This window comes from Hoskinsella mucinilytica, from assembly GCF_045223415.1.
GTDB lineage: Bacteria > Bacillota_I > Bacilli_A > Erysipelotrichales > Erysipelotrichaceae > Hoskinsella > Hoskinsella mucinilytica.
In genome coordinates, this window is sequence record NZ_JBEQZJ010000040.1 from 16,265 (window position 1) to 34,803 (window position 18,539).

Sequence of the window (18,539 nt, forward strand, 5' to 3'; positions counted from 1 at the left end):
TTTCATCCTTTTAGCTTCCATTGGTGCAGTAATAGTTAACGGAGTATGTTCTTATACAAAGATCACTTCTTTTGTGCCACTTACCTTTATCTTATTGTTTATATTTCAAAAAAATAAGAAACAAGAACTTCTTCAACTATTCTCAATGAAGAATTGGAAACGTCCATTTCTATATATAATTATCTGTATTTTATTTACATTTCTTTATATTTATCAAAACGCAAGTCAACTACCTCCTCTACTACTGATATCATTTATCTATTGGCTATTGATTCAAGCCTTTAATGAAGAATATGTGTTTCGCTATCTGTTTTTGACAAAGCTTCAAGGTTCAACCAAAAGCAAAGTTATAATAAGCTCTGTTTTATTTACACTGGTTCATTATATCTTTCCAGAGGAACTAACATCCATATCTATTTTTTTCTGGACTACTATGCTTTTTCGTTTTATGATTGGATTGATTCTTTGTTATTTTTATCTTCATCATCACTTTATTTATGAAATTACTATAATGCATTGTTTATCAAATATTTTTAATTTTTTTAATATTCATCGAATGTTTGACTATTTTATATTGCTTGTCTTTTTCATACTGTTTGAGAATAGAACATGGTTCTTTGATAGAATAAAAAAGATCAAAAATATTGCATCATGATATCTTCTTATTTACATTTTCTTTCAATGGATGAAATTTTTTTCATATATTTGAGTTTTTTTCTTGTAATTTCGAAAAAAATATCGTATGATATAGGCACTTGGGAGTGATTACTATGCATAACAAAGGATATTATTACTTTAGATAGTTCGTTATAAAGCCATATGATATGCATGGTTCTTTTTTCCTTTATAGCGAGTACACAAAAGCATCCGTCGATTGATTGATGCTTTTTTTATTAAGAAACCAAAGGAGGATGTAGAAATGATGATACATGTAGATTTAAAAGAAAACGGATACGACATCGTATTAGAACATGGTGCCTTATCCAAGGTTAAGGATCTTGTAGACCTAAATCGTAAAATTATGGTCATTACTGATGATGGGGTACCATTGGAATATGCTACCAGTGTTCTGGCACAATGCCAAGAAGGATATCTTCATGTCATTCCACAAGGGGAGGATTCTAAAAGTCTTTCCGTATTCAGTGAGATATGTGAGGAATTGATGCATCTACAGTTTTCAAGAAAGGATTGCATCATCGCCTTGGGTGGAGGTGTTGTCGGTGATTTGAGTGGCTTTGTTGCCGCAAGTTATATGAGAGGTATCGATTTTATACAGATCCCTACGACTACACTTTCACAAATTGACAGTAGCATAGGTGGAAAGGTTGCAATCAATTTAGCGGAAGTAAAAAATATCGTCGGTACTTTCTATCAACCAAAGAAAGTCATCATTGATTCGGATACACTTAAGACCCTTCCAAAGCGTCATTATATCAATGGATTGATCGAGGCTTTAAAGGCAGGTTTGATTTATGATGCTTCTTTATTTGAACTATTTGAAAAAGAAGATATCGATCAATATATAGACAGCGTGATTGAAAAATCGCTTTATGTGAAAAAAGATGTAGTAGAAAAGGATGAAAAAGAACAAAACTTACGCAAGATATTAAACTTCGGACATACGATCGGTCATGCGATTGAAAGCTATTATCACTTAAGTGATTATCTGCATGGAGAATGTGTCGCAATGGGTATGTTATATTTTATAGACGATGAAGAAGTCAAACAAAGAGTTTTGAATATTTATCGTAAGTTTGGCATTAAGGAAAGCGTCGCCTTCGATGTGGATAGCGTGTATGGTTTGTTGTGTAATGATAAAAAAGCAAGTCATGGAAAAGTCACTGTTGTGAAAGTGAAAGAAATAGGAAAAGCTGAATTAGAAGACATGAAGCTTGAGGATGTAAAAGCATTATTGAAAGGATAAGGTTATGAAAAATAGTATTGGAAATCATTTAACTATTTCTCTATTTGGAGAAAGCCATGGCGAGGAAATCGGTGTTGTCATAGATGGATTAGCACCCGGTATCCATTTAGATATGGATTTCATTCAAGGGATGATGGAGAAAAGAAAAGCGAAGGGAAGAATCAGTACCCAACGTAAAGAAGCGGATGAACTTCATATCGTAAGTGGCTTCTTTCAAGGTTATACCACAGGTACACCATTAACGATTCTAATTCATAATACAAACACACAAAGTAAGGATTATGAAAAAACAAAAAACAGATTACGTCCCTCTCATGCGGATTACACCGCTGATGTGAAATATCTTGGTTATCAAGACTATCGTGGTGGTGGTCATTTCAGTGGTCGTTTAACTGCTCCACTTGTTGCGGCAGGAGCAATCGCAATGCAGATCTTAAATGAAAAAGGGATACAGATTGCGACACATATTCAAAAATGTAATCGTATCGAAGAAGCTCGATTTTCTAATGATGAAGATACGCTTCTAAAAGAAATCGCTATGGTCAATGAGCGTGCATTTCCGATCATAAACGAAGAAAAAGGAAAGGAAATGATTGCGTTAATCGAAGAAGCCGCCAATGATGGAGATAGTGTTGGAGGTATTTTGGAAAGTGTCATTATCAACATGCCGGCAGGTATCGGAGAACCAATGTTTGATTCCATAGAAAGTAGATTATCTCATCTATTGTTCGCTGTTCCGGCAATCAAAGGAGTAGAATTTGGATTAGGCTTTGGTTTCAGTGACTTGTATGGTAGTGAAGCAAATGATGCGATCTATTATGATGGATCTGTCAAAACAAAAACCAATCATAATGGAGGTATCAATGGTGGCATCAGCAATGCAATGCCGATCACGATCAGAACGGTCGTAAAACCTACGCCATCAATTTATAAACAACAAGATACGATAGATAAAGAAACTCATGAAGCTGTGAAGCTAAACATTGAGGGTAGACATGATCCAGCGATCATTCATCGTGCTCGAGTTGTTGTGGATAGTGTATTAGCACTTGGTATTTTAGATCTTATGATGGAAAGAGAAGCAACTCTTTCTATGCGTCAAAAATAAATATAAAGAAAAGGAGAACATCGTATGATTATCACAATGAAGAAAGATGCAACAAAACAAGATATTGAAAATGTCATGAAGACATTAAAAGACCGTGGATTAAAAATTCATGAAAGTATTGGAGAAAACTACAATGTATTTGGTGTCGTTGGAGATACTTCTCAAATCGATCCGAAACGAATTGAGGCAAATCCTCATGTAGAAAGCGTTGTTCGTGTTTCCAGTCCATATAAAAAGGCAAGTAGGATGTTTCATCCCGAGGATACTGTCGTAGATGTCAACGGTATTAAAATCGGCGGACGTGAAAAATTGGTTGTCATTGGAGGACCTTGTTCCGTAGAGGGAAAAGATATGATCTGTCGTCTTGCACAAGAAGTAAAAGATGCCGGTGCTGTCATGCTTCGTGGCGGTGCTTATAAGCCTAGAACAAGTCCTTATGCATTTCAAGGTATGGGAACAGAAGGTATTCTGGCAATGGCAGAAGCCAGAGAAAAAACCGGTCTTCCTATTGTTACCGAGTTGATGAGCGCAGATAAATTGGATGAATTCGTGAAATACGTAGATGTCATTCAAATCGGTGCTAGAAATATGCAAAATTTTGATTTATTAAAAGCTGTAGGTAAAACGCAAAAACCGGTTCTATTAAAACGAGGACTGGCAAATACCATTGAAGAATGGATCATGAGTGCAGAATACATCATGTCCGAGGGTAATCCGAATGTCATGTTGTGTGAGCGTGGTATCCGTACCTTTGAACCATACACAAGAAATACTTTGGATCTAAGTGTTGTACCTATCATTAAAAAGAAAACACACTTGCCGATCATCATTGATCCAAGCCATGCGACCGGAGACTGGGAATTGGTAGAAAGTGCATCCTTAGCAGCAATCGCAGCAGGTGCTGATGGATTGATCATTGAGGTACATGATTGTCCGGAATGTGCATGGAGTGATGGTGCACAATCATTGAAACCCGAAAAGTTCAAGGAAGTCATTCGTAAAGGAAAGAAAATCGCCGAGGTGATCGGGAGGGATATGTAATGAAGGCTAAGATCACACCTTCTAAAGTTTCCGGCTGTGTTACCATACCGCCAAGTAAAAGCATGGCTCACAGAGCTATCATAAGTGCCTCTCTTGCGAAAGGAACCAGTATCATCGATAATGTAGATTACTCAAAGGACATTTTAGCAACCATCGAAGGTATGCAATGTCTTGGCGCAAAGATCACAAAAGAGGAACATCGAGTGATCATCAAGGGTATTCAGGAATTTCATTCTCATGAGAAAGAAGTTTTCTGTAATGAATCCGGCTCAACCTTACGCTTTTTCATCCCTATCTTTTCCTTATGTAACCAGCCCTTGACCTTCACCGGCGCCGGAAGATTGATGCAACGTCCGCAAAAAGTTTATCAAGACATATTCCATGAACAAGGATTGCCTTTTATACAAGATGAACAAGGAATTCATATCGAACAGTCTTTAAAATCTGGAGATTATACCATACAAGGTAATATTTCATCCCAATTCATCAGTGGTCTGTTGTTCACCTTACCTTTATTACCACAAGATAGCAGAATTCACATCATAGAGCCTTTTGAATCACGTTCTTATGTTGATTTAACATTAGAAATGCTTGCATATTTTGGCGTAAAGGTTTCCTATGAGGATGATACGACCTTGTATATTGCGGGAAATCAAAGCTATCAAGCAAAAGATTATCGTATTGAAGGCGATTTTTCTCAACTTGCTTTCTTTGCGGTTCTTGCGGCATTAAATCATGATCTGAATATTCTTGGCTTACGCCACGAATCACGTCAGGGAGATAAAGCCATCTTACAAATTTTAAGAGATTTCGGCGCAACCATTGAAGAAATAGAAGATGGGTATCATATCGCAAAAAGCGAGCTACATGGATGTGATATCGATCTTGCGAATTGTCCTGATTTAGGACCGATCTTAACTGTATTGGCAATGTACGCAAAAGGAAATACAACGATTCATAACGCTGAGCGATTACGCATCAAAGAAAGTGATCGCATTCAGGCAATGGAAGACGAGTTACACAAATTCGGTGTGGATATCAGCTCTACAGAAGGAGAAATCTTTATCACCGGAAAAAATCAATATGCATGTATGGATGAGTTATCAGGTCATAATGATCACCGTATCGTCATGGCTCTAACGGTCGCATTATTATGTAGTACAACAGGTGGTTCGATCGAAGAAGCGCAAGCCATTCATAAGAGCTATCCTTCCTTCTTCGAAGATATCAAAAAGCTCCATGGAAAGGTGGAAATACAATGATTTCAAAAGATACAAAGTTTCTGATCGTTGGATTGGGATTGATTGGTGGAAGCTATGCAATGGGATTGAAAAAAAACGGTTATCATGTAGATGCCATAGAAATCAATCAATTAAGCATTGATTATGCATTGAAACATGATATCATCGATCGAGGTTCTACCTTTGATATCGAGTTGATCCAAGAAGCTGATATCATCATTATAGGACTGTATCCGAATATGAGTGTAGATTGGATCGCCACATACCAAAAATATTTCAAACCAGGTGCCCTGATCACTGATGTTGCAAGTGTGAAAACCGGTGTTGTAAAACCAATTCAAACGATGATACGAGATGATGTCGAATATTGTAGTTCTCATCCTATGGCAGGTAAAGAAGTCAGCGGTGTAAAATTCGCAGATGATGCCATTTTCCATGTCGCAAATTTCATCATTCTCCCAACAGAGAAAAACACAAAAGAAGCAATCGATACCTTACGGCAATTTGCTTCTATCTTAGGCTTTAGTAATATCTCAGAGTTAAGTGTTGAACAACATGATGAAATGATTGGTTTTGTATCACATCTAACGCATGCTATCGCCGTATCGTTGATGAATACAAATGATAATACTCATTTGGTAGAATATACAGGAGATTCCTTTCGTGATCTGACTCGTATCGCAAAAATCAATGAAAACCTTTGGAGCGAGGTATTCTTCCTTAACAAAGAAAACCTGATTCGAGAAATCGATGCCTTCACAAAAGAGGTAGATAACCTAAAATCTAAATTATTAAACAATGATGTAGAGGGATTAAAGGAATTATTTATTCAATCTACCGCAAGAAGAAAACTATTTGATAAGTAAAAGCAACAAACTTCATCCCTTGATATCACGATGAAGTTTGTTGCTTTTTTATCTAAGAAAGAACTTCAGAAAAATCATCTTACTTTATTTGAGTTAAACCATCGTAACACCACAACACCGATGGCAATTCCAATAAAATAGAAAAGAATATCACAGATATCAAATATCCCTCTATGAAATATAACCTGTAATATTTCTATCACAAAAGAAAGTATGACACAGATCAACACATTAATCTTTACCTTTGCAACGAAAAAGCTATGAATAGTTATCAGTGGAATAAAAATACCTACATTAAATATAACAATCACAATATCATGCCAATTATTGAATTGATTAATGATATCTAAAGGATTTAAATTAACAATAGCTTCATTCTGATAAGGACGTGCAAACATGCAACATAAGAATAAAAGATAATATATGATAGTAATCATATATTTATCGGTTTTTTCTAACTTATCAAAAAAGAAAACTAAGATTTCATACCACAAGAATAATTGAATAAACAAACTTATTATATATCCTTTAAAACCAAAATAATTGATATAATCCAATAAATGCATAGTTACTAAATAATTAAACCCTATTGTAAGTGGTATGCTTATAACAAATAAGCATACCTTTTTCAATCTTCTATTTGACATAACCAGTCATATCCATAGGATTATAGTATGTAGATGTATCACCATATGCATCAGCAAAATACATATCATACTGTGATCCTTTACCAGTTGAATAATACCATGTCTGCTCCCCTAAACCATATTGATGCACGACATTAACATTATAAGCATTATAGATGTTGTTATAGATAGTTGCAGTTTGTCCTTGTCCATAAAAACTTTGTAAGCTTGCTTTTCCTACACTACCGGTTCCACTCCATGTCATAAGCTCTGAAGCAGCTGAAATTGATGTCATACTAGCACAAATAACACATAAGAATAATAAAACTTTTAACTTTTTTAACATATTATTACCCTCCAGTCACAAATATTTTAACATATTTTTTAAAATCTACCGCAATAAGAGAATTATTTGATGAGTAAAAATCACCTTACTTTATTTGAGTTAAACCATCGTAACACCACAACACCGATAGCAATTCCAATAAAATAGGAATATCATAGATAGCAACACGTTTTTTCAATCTTCTACTTAACATGATCAATTATTTTCATGGGATATCATTCCCCTCACAATAGCAAGTTCATAATATTTTATAGTAAAACAGACTTTCAGTATAGACTTTGTCAAATCATACAAGACAAAATCGATTGTAAAATCTCATATAACCATGTAAAATAAATACGAAAGAAGGAATCTTATGAACGACAAAACACTATTTAAACAAGAAGTGAAAGGTATCAGCATTGCTTTATTGATTTATATATTAATACCTGCATTGTTATCTTTTCTATTTGCGACAATTTTATTCGCATGTAATTATCCGGAAACAGAGACCGCTATGATTTCAACGGTATTAAGTATGGTAACAGCAGCAATCTTTATTCTTCAACACTATACAAAGAAATTTCAAATAACATTACCTCTTAACAAACCAGAACCCTCTTTTACGTGGCATGTATACTTACGCTATGCCGTTTTCGCACTTGGCATCTTTTGGGCAATGGATATCGCCTTTTCACTCTTTTCTTTCCTGATGCACTCTTATGTGCAATTTGCGACACCTGATTTTACTCCCAATGGTTCTTTTATCTATCAGTTATTTGATGTTGGTTATTCCATTCTTTTTGCGCCTATCTTTGAAGAATTTATTTTTCGAGGCATGATGCTTACCAAACTTCAAAAGTATGGCAATCGATTCTCTATTTTGGTCGTTTCCCTTGTCTTTGCTTTATTCCATGGTAATCTTCCCCAGAGTATTCCAACCTTTTTCCTTTCCATCGGTCTATGTATCATGACCTTACGTTCTAAATCTATTTATCCTGCGATACTTACACATATCATAGGAAACACAGTTGGCATTCTCTCTATGGTCATTTCACAAGTGATCTACATCATGTTATTAAATGCTATAATCGTCGCTATCATAATATGTGCTATCGTATTAGGTATCACTTATATCAAAAAACATGGCATACCAAAAAAGGATCCTGAATCACCAAAGGTTTATGAATTCTTCACAAATTGGGCCAGTATCCTATTATCCTTTTATCTTATATTAAATATGATTGCGATGATAAACCTCTGATAGATACAGTAAGTATCTATTTTTTGTATACATCTTACGATTATGGTTTATAATGAACTTAGGTGATCATAATGGAAACAATACTTGAATGGAGTGCTTGGACAATGAATCAACCAAAACCTTATGGTATTTTTCATTTGTGCATGCTATTCATTGGAATTCCTATATCAATCTTTCTTGCCTATCATACAAGGAAATTATCATTACAAACACATCATAAACTGTTATTCTTACTAGGACTCTTACTGATACTATCGGAAATTTATAAACAATTATTTCATTTTTACATTAGCGATCATCATACCTATGATTGGTGGATCTTTCCCTTTCAACTTTGTTCCTTACCTATGTATCTTTCTATCTGGATTCCCTTCCTTCAAAAGCCATCCAATCAAAGAAAAACAGAAGCATGGTTAATGGATATCTGTTTATTAGGTGGTTTTATGGCATTACTATTTCCATCAGGTATGATGCACTCCTATGTTATCTTAACCATGCATTCTTTCCTTTGGCATTTTATATTACTATTTATCGGTTTTCATATCGCTTTTTCAAGAACTGCCGATACCTCATATTCTTCCTTTTCTTTTGTATCAGTATGGTTTCTTATCAGTGCAAGTATTGCGACATGTTTCAATATCTTAATTCATACTTATGGCGATATCAATATGTTTTATATCAATCCCTATCAGCCAATATCACAACCTGTTTTCAAAAGTTTTGAACCTATTCTCGGTAGAATTCCGGTAATTATTTGTTATCTTATTTGCCTGCTACTCGGTTTATTCATTGTTCATACCTTGGTGCATGCGATCACAAAAAAAATAGATCCATGATATCCTCATGAACCTATCTCTCATCTATTCTTGATATGCCTGAATCTGTTGTATTAATTCTAATTTACTCATTCCTGTGATATTATCTTGATAAGATGTATCTATATTTGACTCTATGTTAAAAGTAACTTTTTTTCCTTCCTCATTTTCTATTGTCTGAGAATCTAGGTTATCTTCTTTAAGCCATTGAGCTTTTAATTGAGCAGTATCATTGGATAATTCAATCACAAATGGTGTACTTCCGGGATAATAAATCCCCTCATGCTCAACATTTAGAAATAACACATATTCTTTTTCTAGTTGAGGTTCCATAAAATCACCATCTAAAACAGTATAAACATTTGTATTTGATTCTGTCGCAGATTTTTTAATCAGACCACTTTCATCAACTACAGCATTATCATCAGTAACAGCTACTTCTCTGGAATACTTCTGTCCGATTTCAATCTTATTCGGACATTGACCTTTTACATGATCAGTAACGTGAAATTGATAAACTCTTCCCTCATCATAAAGCTGATAAAGAGAGGTACTTTCTAAGGTATTAACAGAGCGATAATCTAAGCTCTCATAATAACCTGTAACAATAATTGGAGCCACTTTTACCATTTCTTCTAGATTTTTTTGTATATCACGATCAGTATTGATAGTTACTTGTGCTATGTTATCTGTATTATTATTTGATGAACATCCGCTCATGAAGATTGCTAATATAGCACTTAGAATAATATAACCTTTCTTCATCTTATTTACCTCCATCATCATAGATATCACTCAGGATATTATCTCTTCCCTAACTACACATTAGCTCTTATTCACGAGCTTGTCAACGCTTTTTAATATTAGTTTTCAAATAGATTCTTCCCATGAAAAAGCCTATCTCATTTATACTCTAGATAGGCCTGTGTTTTTGTTTTTTGATATATTCCATTACATCTGTTTCTTTTTCTGCGTGATTCATGATTTCATAAAAATTCTTATCATTAAATAAATCTAGTAATTGCGACATTGCGGTAATATGACTTTCGTTATCAATTGCAGAAAGCGTAAAAATATACTTGATAGGATCATGTTCTTTACTACCAAATGGAATAGGATCTTTTAACACAGTCAATCCCAATCCACATCGTAGAGCTCCTGAAGATGGTTTGGTATGTGGTAAAGCGATGTGTTTGGTAATGACAACATAAGGTCCTTCTGCTTTCATAATTCTTATAATCTCATCAATATAGCTTTGTTTTACGTACAGATGATCAATCATAGGCTGACCTGCTTTACGAATTGCATCTTCCCAATCCTTTGCTTCTACATGTAATTTTATAATGGAAGGATCCATCATATCAGCCAAAGAAATGCCTTGTACATTCTCCTCTTGTTTTACATCAATTTGAGAAAAATAACGTAGTAATTCTTGTTGAAGCTGACCTTCATTCTTGATTGACGCATGATGACGAATGATTTCAAGGATTGCATCGATATCCGGTTGCTTGGTAATTGCATTTCCCATTAACAAATAAACTTCTCTTGCGACCTGATAACGTTCCATAAAATTCATAACCGGCGAAACTTTCACGATAGGTACATCAGGGATATCAATATCTACCAGATCGCTTGTCGTGAATATGATATCAGCTTGTATTTCCGCATGAAGTGCCTTACTGGATTCCATTGGTGGTAAAAAGTGCATTTCCGGAAATAGATCACTTAATTCACTATACAAAATAGCGCTGCTACCGATACCATTTAAACATACGATCAAGGCTGTTTTTCTTGGTATGACTTCACTAGCCCGATTTTTAGAATAAATCACTGTAAAATGAATCGTCAAATAAGCAATTTCATCATCAGGAATATATTCACCAAATAAAGCATTGAACGGTTTCATCGTTTCTTTTACTAATTGAAACAGTTCAGGAAATTCTTCTTTTACTCTTTCCTTTAAGGGATTCACAATGGGAATCTTAAATAAGAGACGATAGTAAGCTGGTCGAAAATGAGAATAAAGCTTACGGAAAATATCCTCACTATCCTTATAATGGATTCCACTAAGGGATTCAAATCGCAGCATCATTTTCTCCACGATCTCAGCGATTACCAAACAATCACTTGTATCCTCTTCTACATTACCAACAGAAATACCAAGTACCCATGAGCTGATATAATATTGGTCAATGAGTGAAATATGTTCTGTATGTTTATAATGAGAAAGTAATTCTTTTGTGAATTGATATTCCTTCATACTGGTTAAACGGATAAGACTTTGAAGTCTATGAATTTCTTCATCCTCTTGTTGAAGCCCTGCCATTCGGAATTTCAATAAAGTAAAAATATAAATAAACTCGGTTAACCGATTTTCTATAAAACGAATTTGATATTTATCTGCCAATTCAATGATAACCAATCTAGAATATTCATAAAGATCTAAATGAAAATCATCAACAAACAAATCAAATACCTTCGTATTTTGTTCTTCCGCAAGAAAACAAATCACTAATTCCATCATATAACGACGGATTTCCAATTCACTTCCTACTAGATAATATCCTCTGGTTCGATTATTTTCAACCTTAATATGACTGGTTGCTAATTCCTGTTGTAGTTCTTTGAAATCAAGTAATGCAGTAGATCGACTTACCTTCAGTGCATCCACAATATCACTTTGTGATACATCAGGAAGATTTAAAAATAACATTAGATACAGATAAATCATACGTTCTTTTTTATTCATCACATAATATTTATCTTCCTTTGCCTGTGCCAATAATGCTTTTAAGGTCTTTTTGGTTTCTAATTCTATCATGACTTCACCACGATGAGCAATCGTAATTGGAGCTACGTCTTGATCCTCTAACATATGGTTTAATTTATCCATGCGATATGTGATTTGTCTTCGAGTCGCTCCGGTTTCTTTTTCGATTTCTTTCGTGGTAAGGAAAGACTTTTTCAGTAATAACCTCGTTAATATCAACAAATCGTTATCCATGAGAAAGACCTCCTTTTCTATATTATAAGATTTCTGTAACTACATTGTATTTGAAAACGCTAACAGATGCAAGTATAGAATTGTCTGATTTCTGTAGATGAAGTTGACAAAAATCAGACATTGTATGAAACAGTTATCAATAGCTTATTGATCTACATCTTGCAAGATACTCGTCTTATGTTATCATAAGTATCATGTGTGATTTTTGTAATCTGCTCTTACAAAAATAAACCTTACAATTACTTGAAAAAAGTCTCTTTCTATGTACCGCTCCAGTGTATGATTTTTGTTCACTTCACCTACAAAAGTTGAATATAAAAAGAATTGAAAGCGTTTTACTTTGGCATTATACTGTGGGTGTAGAAAGGTAACGGATCGATACGATACCTTACCTACCATGATTCAGGAGGTGAAAGCATTGTTAAATGAAATGACTGATGCATCCTTGATTCGATTGAATATCGAAGCGGATGACTGGCAGGATGCTGTCCGGAAAGCAGCTGCCCCACTTGTAGAAAACAACAAAGTCAAGCCTGGCTATGTGGATGAAATCATCAATGGTGTCTTGGAAATGGGACCCTATATCGTGATTACCAAACATGTCGCTTTGCCTCATGCAAGACCTGAAGCCGGCGCATTAGAAAGTGCCATCGGAATTGCGACATTAAAACATCCAATAGAATTTGGCAACAAAGACAACGACCCTGTGAAATACATGTTCACATTGAGTGCTACAGATAATATCAAACATCTGAATGCACTGGCTGAGATGGCTGGCCTGTTTGAAGAAAAAGAATTCTTCGACATGTTGGATGGGGCAAACGATCCTATGGAAGTAATGAACTACTTAAATAAGTAAAGGAGAAAAAAAGATATGTACAAAGCTCTAGTATGTTGTCGTGCTGGTATGGGTTCCAGTATGTTATTAAAAATCAAAGCTGATCAGGTAATCAAAGAAAATGATTATCCAATTCAAACAGAACATGGAAACTTAGATTCCTTAATGGGATTTAGCGGGGATCTTGTCATCACAATGGATGATCTAGCAACTGAATTGCACGATAAAGTGCCATATGCATTAGGCATCCGTAACATTATGGACAAAGCAGAAATGAAAGAAAAAATGGAAGCATTTCTTGCTACAAAAAAATAGGGATAAATAGAACGTATAGAAAATAACTAGGAGAGGAGAATATTATGTTAGATGCAATACTAGCGCAATCCAGAAATACTGCGCTAATTATGGGTTTGATCGCATTAATCGGTTTATTGTTACAGAAAAAATCTGCAACAGATGTTATGAGTGGAACAATGAAAACAGTAATAGGGTTTATGGTTTTCAATATTGGTTCCAACGCAATGTCTGCAGTTATCACAACTTTCAATGATTTATTTAATACAGGATTTGGTATCAATGGTGTTACCACACAGGTGGAAGTCGCAACCGGACTTGCCTTAAATACGTATGGTACAGAAGTAGCTATGGTTATGTTACTTGGTTTCGTTATCAATTTGCTTGTCGCAAAATTCACGAGATTTAAAGCTATCTTCTTAACTGGACAGCACTTCTTATACTTTGCATGTGTATTGGCATTAGTCTTTATCTCAAGTGGTCTTCCAATGCCAGTTACCGTCATTGGTGGAGGTATCATCTTAGGTTTCTGTGGTGCAGCACTTCCTTCTATGTGTCAACCTTTCATGAACAAGATCATTGGTGCTGATAATTTGGCAATTGGTCACTTCAACTGTATCGGATATGCCTTCTCAGGATATGTAGGGAAATTATTCTCAAAAGGCAATAAAGAACACAAAGATGCAAGTACCGTAAAAATGCCTAAATTCTTTGAATTATTCCGTGACTTTATCTTCTCTATCGCATTGTTTATGGTCATCTTATTCTATATTGCTGTTATTGCTTGTGTTGTAAATGGTCACATGGACTTTGTATTAGAAAAAGCAGGAAATGACATTTGGTTTATCTATCCATTCCTTCAAGCTCTTCAATTTGCTGCAGGTATGAGTGTATTGATCTATGGTGTTCGTCAGTTTATCGCTGAAATCACTGCTGCATTCGTTGCAATCTCTGAAAAATATATTCCAAACTCTAAACCAGCAGTTGACTGTCCTGCAATCTTCCCATTTGCACCAACAGCTGTATTGATTGGTTTCGTCGGTTCTTTCTTAGGTGGTTTGGTCGCAATGGCAGGTATGGTTATGATGGGTAGTGAAACCATTATGATTCCTGCTGCCGGTATCTGCTTCTTCTCTGGTGGTACTTGTGGTGTATTTGGTAACGCTTATGGCGGATGGAAAGGTGCTCTTGTAGGTAGCTTCATTGTTGGTATTGCATTAACTGCACTTCCATTGATCCTATATCCTGCATTTGCCGACTTAGGAATTTCCGGTGCATCCTTCCCGAACGTAGATTACAATATCATCGGTGCATTGTTGCACAAAGTCTTAAGCATCTTTGCTTAATCAATAAAACGTTAAGAACAAGGATTGCTTCCTTGTTCTTATTTTTAAGGAGAATCTATGACATTAAAAACAGCTATGAGACAGTCACCGCAAAAAGGACTACTCATTAAGATCGTCGAGAATCCTGCCATCGTTTGCATGGCAAAACAATGTGGCATGGACTTTGTATTTTATGATTGTGAGCATGGTGTACTACCTTATCGAACGTTACATGACCTTATGATATTGGGGAATCAAATAGAACTTCCCTCTATCGTAAGAGTCGCACAATTAGCTAGGGCAGACATCTCACAAATATTAGATTATGGCGCAACAGGAGTCATGGTTCCTATGATCGAAACCAAACAACAAGCGCAAAAACTTGTGGACTGGAGTAAATATCCACCTATTGGAAAGCGAAGTTATTCCGGAGGAGCGAATACAAACTATGGTCCAAGTGGTCATCACAAAGAAAATATGAACATGTTAAACGAGCGTACCATAACGATTGCACAAATTGAAACACTACAAGGTGTAGAACATATAGAAGAAATCCTCTCAGTAAAAGGATTAGATGCAATCATGATAGGTCCTTGTGATTTGGGTATTTCCATGGATAATCCAGACAATGTCATGCATCCTAAGGAAATTGCTTTGATCACTTCAGTAATGGAAGCATGTATTCATCATCATATAGCTTTTGGTATCATTGGTGGTACAGCATTATTACAATATTTCAAACAACATATTGACTTGTTTCTATCTGCCATCGATACCAATTTGTTAAAAGATGGTATCAAACAAGCTGTCAATATGTATGAAGATATGATAGGAGATAGAAAATGAAAGAACAAGAACAAATCAAACAATTCTTAACGATAGAGTCTAGTGAGTTAAATGCTTTTATTGAAACAATAGATGATGAAGCATTAATTCAAGCTAGAGATTTAATCTTAAACGCAGAGAAAAACAAAAATCGAGTTCATGTAACAGGAATCGGTAAACCAGGACATGTAGCCGGATATATCGCAAGCTTATTATCTTCTACAGGTACACCTGCTTATGAGTTACATGGTACAGAAGCAGTTCATGGAAGTAGCGGACAAGTACAAGAAGGTGATGTCGTTATCGCCATCAGCAATTCCGGTGAAACATCTGAACTTAAGGCAACCGTGGAAACATTAAAACGTAATGGCGCAAAAATTATTTCCGTCACAGGAAATCCTGAATCTTGGCTATCCAAACAAGGAGATGCATCATTGTTTGCCGGTGTGAAACAGGAAGGGGATAATTTGAATAAACCACCTCGTTCTTCTATATTAGCAGAAATCATCGTATTACAGTGTTTGAGTATTCTGCTTCAATATGAAAAAGATCTAAATCCGAAACAATATGTAAAATGGCATCCGGGAGGAAGCCTTGGTAAAAGCATTAAGGAAACCTTAAAGGAAGGAGAAACCGCATGAAATTAGAAGGTATCATTACACCGCTTGTCACACCTTTTGATGAGCAACAGAATATCAATTATGAAGCAACAGGTCAATTGATCGATCATCTGATTGCACATGGTGTCAAAGGGTTATTTATCCTTGGCAGCAACGGAGAGTTTCATGTATTAGATGACGATGAAAAAGTTGCATTCGCTGAGTATGTCATCAAAAAAACAAATCATCGTGTTCCCGTTTATGTTGGTACAGGAGGATGTTCTACAAAAGCAGTCATTGCATTATCAAAACAGATGGAAGCATTAGGTGCAGATGCTTTATCTGTCATTACCCCATACTTTATCGCACCTAGAGAGGAAGAATTAATTCAACATTATAAAATGATTGCGGAAAGTGTGAAGCTACCCATCATTTTATACAATATTCCAAAGAGTACAGGTATCAATTTATCAAAAGCCGTAGTTGAAGAATTAGCCGGCATTCCAAACATAATCGCAATCAAAGATTCTTCAGGTAACATGGATAACCTAAAGGATTATCTAGATGTCGCAAACCATCATGACTTTGAAGTATTGATTGGTTCAGATTCTAAAATGTTAGAAGCATTCAAAATGGGCGCTGTTGGAGCAGTCGCCGGAACAAGTAATTTATTAACAGATATTGATGTCGCTATCTATGATTGTTTCCTACAGGGTGACATGGAAAAAGCGTCTTATTATCAATCAGAAATAGAGCCTCTACGTAGTGCATTAAAGCTTGGTACGGTTCCATCTATTCTGAAAAAAGCTGTACATCTTGCTGGAATCCCTGTAGGGGATGCTCGTTATCCGGTTTGTCCATGTAGTGAAGAAACTACCGCTAAAGTAAAAGAAATGCTTGCGTATTACCATATGTAAGAAAGAAAGGAAGGAATCATGATGAAATCTTATACGATCCACTATGACAGAACAAATCTATTACTGAAAGGATGCAGCTATCTGATATTACTGTTGGTAGCCTTGGTATTGCTTGCCATATTACCGCTCAATCCTATTTCAATCTTTCTGGTCGCAACATTATGCTGGTTTTTTGGTAAAGCCACTGGTAGAGCATGGATTCGCTTTATGAAACATAAACCATTATGTATCCTAAAAGATACCAACATGGAAATTGCTATGCCTTGTGGTGATGGTAAGATCATGAACATCAAGGATATTACTTTTATAGAACGAAAGGTTATGCCTCATCGTATTCAACTTGTGATTCATGGAAAACATATCGAACATCCTAGTGGAGCATATTTGATCGATATCAATTATCCTTTCGCAAAACAACAGTTAGAAGAAATCAATTCCAACTTAAACGCATGGTGTAAAAAACATCAGCTTCAAGTAGAGGAAGTGTTTCAACAAAAGAAAGAGGTGCACTCTTGTGTATAAAGTATTACAGAAATTAGATGAAGTAAAAGCGATGGCAATCGTTCGTAGTGATTCCATTGAACGTGCTTGTGAGATAGCGGATGGTTTGATTGAAGGTGGAATTCCGGTAATGGAAATCAGCTTCACCTTACCCAACGCTAATGAAGTCATTCGTGCGTTACGTTTAAAATATAAAGATCAACTTCTGGTTGGTGCAGGTACTGTATTAGATAGTGAAACTGCTCGTCTTGCGATTTTGGCAGATGCACAATTTGTGATAGCACCTAATCTATCACTAGAGGTCGCAAAAACATGTAATAGATATTGTGTACCTTATATGCCGGGTTGTACGAGCATCACAGAAGCAATACAAGGTTTAGAGGCCGGAGCATCCATGATAAAAGCTTTTCCGATCTCTAACTTTTACGGATCTGACTTGATCAGTGTATTCAAAACACCGATTCCTTATATGCCAATACTCGCTAGTGGTGGAGTTAGCTTAGAGGAAATCCCGGTATGGATCAGCAAGGGGGCTGACTGTCTTGGATTCGGTGGTCTATTAACAAAAGGAACAAGTGGTGATATCGCCGCAAATGCAAGAAAAATTCGCAATGCCATCGATACCGCCTTACAGGGATAGAAAGAGGTATTATGAAAATAGAACAACATGCAACAAACATTAGAAAACACATTGTAGAAATGGTATATCAGGCACAAAGCGGACATCCGGGAGGATCTCTTTCTGCCGCTGATCTGGTAACGTATTTATATTTTGAAGAAATGGATATTACATCAAAGAATGTAGCCGGTATTGATCGTGATCGTTTTGTATTAAGCAAAGGTCATGCTAGTCCTTTATTATATGCCGTGCTTTGTGAAAAAGGACTATTACCTGAAGCTGAGTTGGCTACTTTTCGTCACATCAATTCCAGATTACAAGGACATCCCAATATGCATTATATCGAAGGTGTGGATATGTCTACAGGCTCTCTTGGTCAAGGTATCTCCGCAGCTGTTGGTATGGCA

20 protein-coding genes and 1 pseudogene are annotated in these 18,539 nt (G+C 35.7%); 17 read left to right on the forward strand and 4 right to left on the reverse strand.

What is annotated here, in order from left to right; all coding sequences use genetic code 11:
• Positions 1-145 precede the first annotated feature (145 nt).
• The 6 genes from UGRO018_RS13890 (at position 146) to UGRO018_RS13915 (ending at position 6,180) form a co-directional block, all read left to right on the forward strand.
• Positions 146-655 carry a CPBP family intramembrane glutamic endopeptidase gene (locus UGRO018_RS13890; protein ID WP_416327113.1) on the forward strand — a complete coding sequence of 170 codons (510 nt, stop codon included), beginning with the start codon at positions 146-148 and terminating at the stop codon, positions 653-655.
• Between the two features lie 264 nt (positions 656-919).
• Positions 920-1,924, forward strand: a complete 1,005-nt coding sequence (aroB, locus tag UGRO018_RS13895) for a 3-dehydroquinate synthase (RefSeq protein ID WP_416327095.1) — start codon at positions 920-922, stop codon at positions 1,922-1,924.
• Positions 1,925-1,928: 4 nt separating this feature from the next.
• Positions 1,929-3,032, forward strand: coding sequence for a chorismate synthase (gene aroC / locus UGRO018_RS13900; RefSeq protein WP_416327096.1), 1,104 nt, complete (start codon positions 1,929-1,931; stop codon positions 3,030-3,032).
• Positions 3,033-3,056: 24 nt separating this feature from the next.
• Positions 3,057-4,073, forward strand: coding sequence for a 3-deoxy-7-phosphoheptulonate synthase (aroF, locus tag UGRO018_RS13905; protein WP_416327097.1), 1,017 nt, complete (start codon positions 3,057-3,059; stop codon positions 4,071-4,073).
• Entirely contained in the window at positions 4,073-5,335 is a 1,263-nt protein-coding gene (aroA, locus tag UGRO018_RS13910) for a 3-phosphoshikimate 1-carboxyvinyltransferase (protein WP_416327098.1), read from the forward strand. The genes aroF and aroA overlap by 1 nt, the downstream gene beginning before the upstream one ends.
• Positions 5,332-6,180, forward strand: coding sequence for a prephenate dehydrogenase (locus UGRO018_RS13915; protein WP_416327099.1), 849 nt, complete (start codon positions 5,332-5,334; stop codon positions 6,178-6,180). Before aroA ends, UGRO018_RS13915 begins: the two co-directional genes overlap by 4 nt.
• 74 nt (positions 6,181-6,254) lie before the next feature.
• Here UGRO018_RS13915 and UGRO018_RS13920 read toward each other — a convergent pair whose 3' ends face one another.
• Entirely contained in the window at positions 6,255-6,827 is a 573-nt protein-coding gene (locus tag UGRO018_RS13920) for a VanZ family protein (protein ID WP_416327100.1), read from the reverse strand.
• Positions 6,817-7,152, reverse strand: coding sequence for a hypothetical protein (locus UGRO018_RS13925; protein WP_416327101.1), 336 nt, complete (start codon positions 7,150-7,152; stop codon positions 6,817-6,819). Before UGRO018_RS13925 ends, UGRO018_RS13920 begins: the two co-directional genes overlap by 11 nt.
• 355 nt (positions 7,153-7,507) lie before the next feature.
• Between UGRO018_RS13925 and UGRO018_RS13930 the strand changes: the two genes are divergently transcribed.
• Positions 7,508-8,395 (forward strand): CPBP family intramembrane glutamic endopeptidase, encoded by an 888-nt coding sequence (locus UGRO018_RS13930; RefSeq protein WP_416327102.1) that lies wholly within the window; start codon positions 7,508-7,510, stop codon positions 8,393-8,395.
• Between the two features lie 71 nt (positions 8,396-8,466).
• On the forward strand, positions 8,467-9,231 hold the full coding sequence (locus UGRO018_RS13935; protein WP_416327103.1) for a TMEM164 family acyltransferase: 765 nt from the start codon (positions 8,467-8,469) through the stop codon (positions 9,229-9,231).
• Positions 9,232-9,255: 24 nt separating this feature from the next.
• On the opposite strand, the gene UGRO018_RS13940 is transcribed toward UGRO018_RS13935, so the two are convergent.
• Positions 9,256-9,975: a hypothetical protein gene (locus tag UGRO018_RS13940; RefSeq protein ID WP_416327104.1), complete on the reverse strand. Its 720-nt coding sequence runs from the start codon at positions 9,973-9,975 to the stop codon at positions 9,256-9,258.
• A 148-nt stretch (positions 9,976-10,123) separates the two neighbouring features.
• A complete protein-coding gene (locus UGRO018_RS13945; protein ID WP_416327105.1) occupies positions 10,124-12,214 on the reverse strand; it encodes a BglG family transcription antiterminator in 2,091 nt (696 codons plus the stop codon).
• A gap of 418 nt (positions 12,215-12,632) precedes the next feature.
• Here UGRO018_RS13945 and UGRO018_RS13950 point away from each other — a divergent pair, with 418 nt between their 5' ends.
• From UGRO018_RS13950 to UGRO018_RS13990, 9 genes and pseudogenes are all read left to right on the forward strand, one after another.
• Positions 12,633-13,073 (forward strand): PTS sugar transporter subunit IIA, encoded by a 441-nt coding sequence (locus UGRO018_RS13950; RefSeq protein WP_463667569.1) that lies wholly within the window; start codon positions 12,633-12,635, stop codon positions 13,071-13,073.
• Between the two features lie 15 nt (positions 13,074-13,088).
• Complete coding sequence (locus UGRO018_RS13955) at positions 13,089-13,367, forward strand: PTS sugar transporter subunit IIB (protein WP_416327106.1); 279 nt, start codon at positions 13,089-13,091, stop codon at positions 13,365-13,367.
• Positions 13,368-13,411: 44 nt separating this feature from the next.
• Entirely contained in the window at positions 13,412-14,692 is a 1,281-nt protein-coding gene (locus UGRO018_RS13960) for a PTS ascorbate transporter subunit IIC (protein WP_416327107.1), read from the forward strand.
• A gap of 57 nt (positions 14,693-14,749) precedes the next feature.
• Positions 14,750-15,517, forward strand: coding sequence for an HpcH/HpaI aldolase family protein (locus tag UGRO018_RS13965; protein ID WP_416327108.1), 768 nt, complete (start codon positions 14,750-14,752; stop codon positions 15,515-15,517).
• On the forward strand, positions 15,514-16,137 hold the full coding sequence (locus UGRO018_RS13970; RefSeq protein WP_416327109.1) for a KpsF/GutQ family sugar-phosphate isomerase: 624 nt from the start codon (positions 15,514-15,516) through the stop codon (positions 16,135-16,137). Before UGRO018_RS13965 ends, UGRO018_RS13970 begins: the two co-directional genes overlap by 4 nt.
• Positions 16,134-17,012: a 4-hydroxy-tetrahydrodipicolinate synthase gene (dapA, locus tag UGRO018_RS13975; protein WP_416327110.1), complete on the forward strand. Its 879-nt coding sequence runs from the start codon at positions 16,134-16,136 to the stop codon at positions 17,010-17,012. Before UGRO018_RS13970 ends, dapA begins: the two co-directional genes overlap by 4 nt.
• Positions 17,013-17,030: 18 nt before the next feature.
• On the forward strand, positions 17,031-17,534 hold the full coding sequence (locus tag UGRO018_RS13980) for a hypothetical protein (RefSeq protein WP_416327111.1): 504 nt from the start codon (positions 17,031-17,033) through the stop codon (positions 17,532-17,534).
• Complete coding sequence (locus UGRO018_RS13985; RefSeq protein ID WP_416327112.1) at positions 17,527-18,153, forward strand: beta/alpha barrel domain-containing protein; 627 nt, start codon at positions 17,527-17,529, stop codon at positions 18,151-18,153. The genes UGRO018_RS13980 and UGRO018_RS13985 overlap by 8 nt, the downstream gene beginning before the upstream one ends.
• Positions 18,154-18,164: 11 nt before the next feature.
• Positions 18,165-18,539, forward strand: a pseudogene (locus tag UGRO018_RS13990) (transketolase); the annotation flags it as partial.

Coding starts and splice junctions, on each gene's coding strand:
- UGRO018_RS13890 (WP_416327113.1), top strand. CDS start 146: ATGAAGAATTGGAAACGTCCATTTCTATATATAATTATCTGTATTTTA.
- aroB (WP_416327095.1), top strand. CDS start 920: ATGATGATACATGTAGATTTAAAAGAAAACGGATACGACATCGTATTA.
- aroC (WP_416327096.1), top strand. CDS start 1,929: ATGAAAAATAGTATTGGAAATCATTTAACTATTTCTCTATTTGGAGAA.
- aroF (WP_416327097.1), top strand. CDS start 3,057: ATGATTATCACAATGAAGAAAGATGCAACAAAACAAGATATTGAAAAT.
- aroA (WP_416327098.1), top strand. CDS start 4,073: ATGAAGGCTAAGATCACACCTTCTAAAGTTTCCGGCTGTGTTACCATA.
- UGRO018_RS13915 (WP_416327099.1), top strand. CDS start 5,332: ATGATTTCAAAAGATACAAAGTTTCTGATCGTTGGATTGGGATTGATT.
- UGRO018_RS13920 (WP_416327100.1), bottom strand. CDS start 6,827: ATGTCAAATAGAAGATTGAAAAAGGTATGCTTATTTGTTATAAGCATA.
- UGRO018_RS13925 (WP_416327101.1), bottom strand. CDS start 7,152: ATGTTAAAAAAGTTAAAAGTTTTATTATTCTTATGTGTTATTTGTGCT.
- UGRO018_RS13930 (WP_416327102.1), top strand. CDS start 7,508: ATGAACGACAAAACACTATTTAAACAAGAAGTGAAAGGTATCAGCATT.
- UGRO018_RS13935 (WP_416327103.1), top strand. CDS start 8,467: ATGGAAACAATACTTGAATGGAGTGCTTGGACAATGAATCAACCAAAA.
- UGRO018_RS13940 (WP_416327104.1), bottom strand. CDS start 9,975: ATGAAGAAAGGTTATATTATTCTAAGTGCTATATTAGCAATCTTCATG.
- UGRO018_RS13945 (WP_416327105.1), bottom strand. CDS start 12,214: ATGGATAACGATTTGTTGATATTAACGAGGTTATTACTGAAAAAGTCT.
- UGRO018_RS13955 (WP_416327106.1), top strand. CDS start 13,089: ATGTACAAAGCTCTAGTATGTTGTCGTGCTGGTATGGGTTCCAGTATG.
- UGRO018_RS13960 (WP_416327107.1), top strand. CDS start 13,412: ATGTTAGATGCAATACTAGCGCAATCCAGAAATACTGCGCTAATTATG.
- UGRO018_RS13965 (WP_416327108.1), top strand. CDS start 14,750: ATGACATTAAAAACAGCTATGAGACAGTCACCGCAAAAAGGACTACTC.
- UGRO018_RS13970 (WP_416327109.1), top strand. CDS start 15,514: ATGAAAGAACAAGAACAAATCAAACAATTCTTAACGATAGAGTCTAGT.
- dapA (WP_416327110.1), top strand. CDS start 16,134: ATGAAATTAGAAGGTATCATTACACCGCTTGTCACACCTTTTGATGAG.
- UGRO018_RS13980 (WP_416327111.1), top strand. CDS start 17,031: ATGATGAAATCTTATACGATCCACTATGACAGAACAAATCTATTACTG.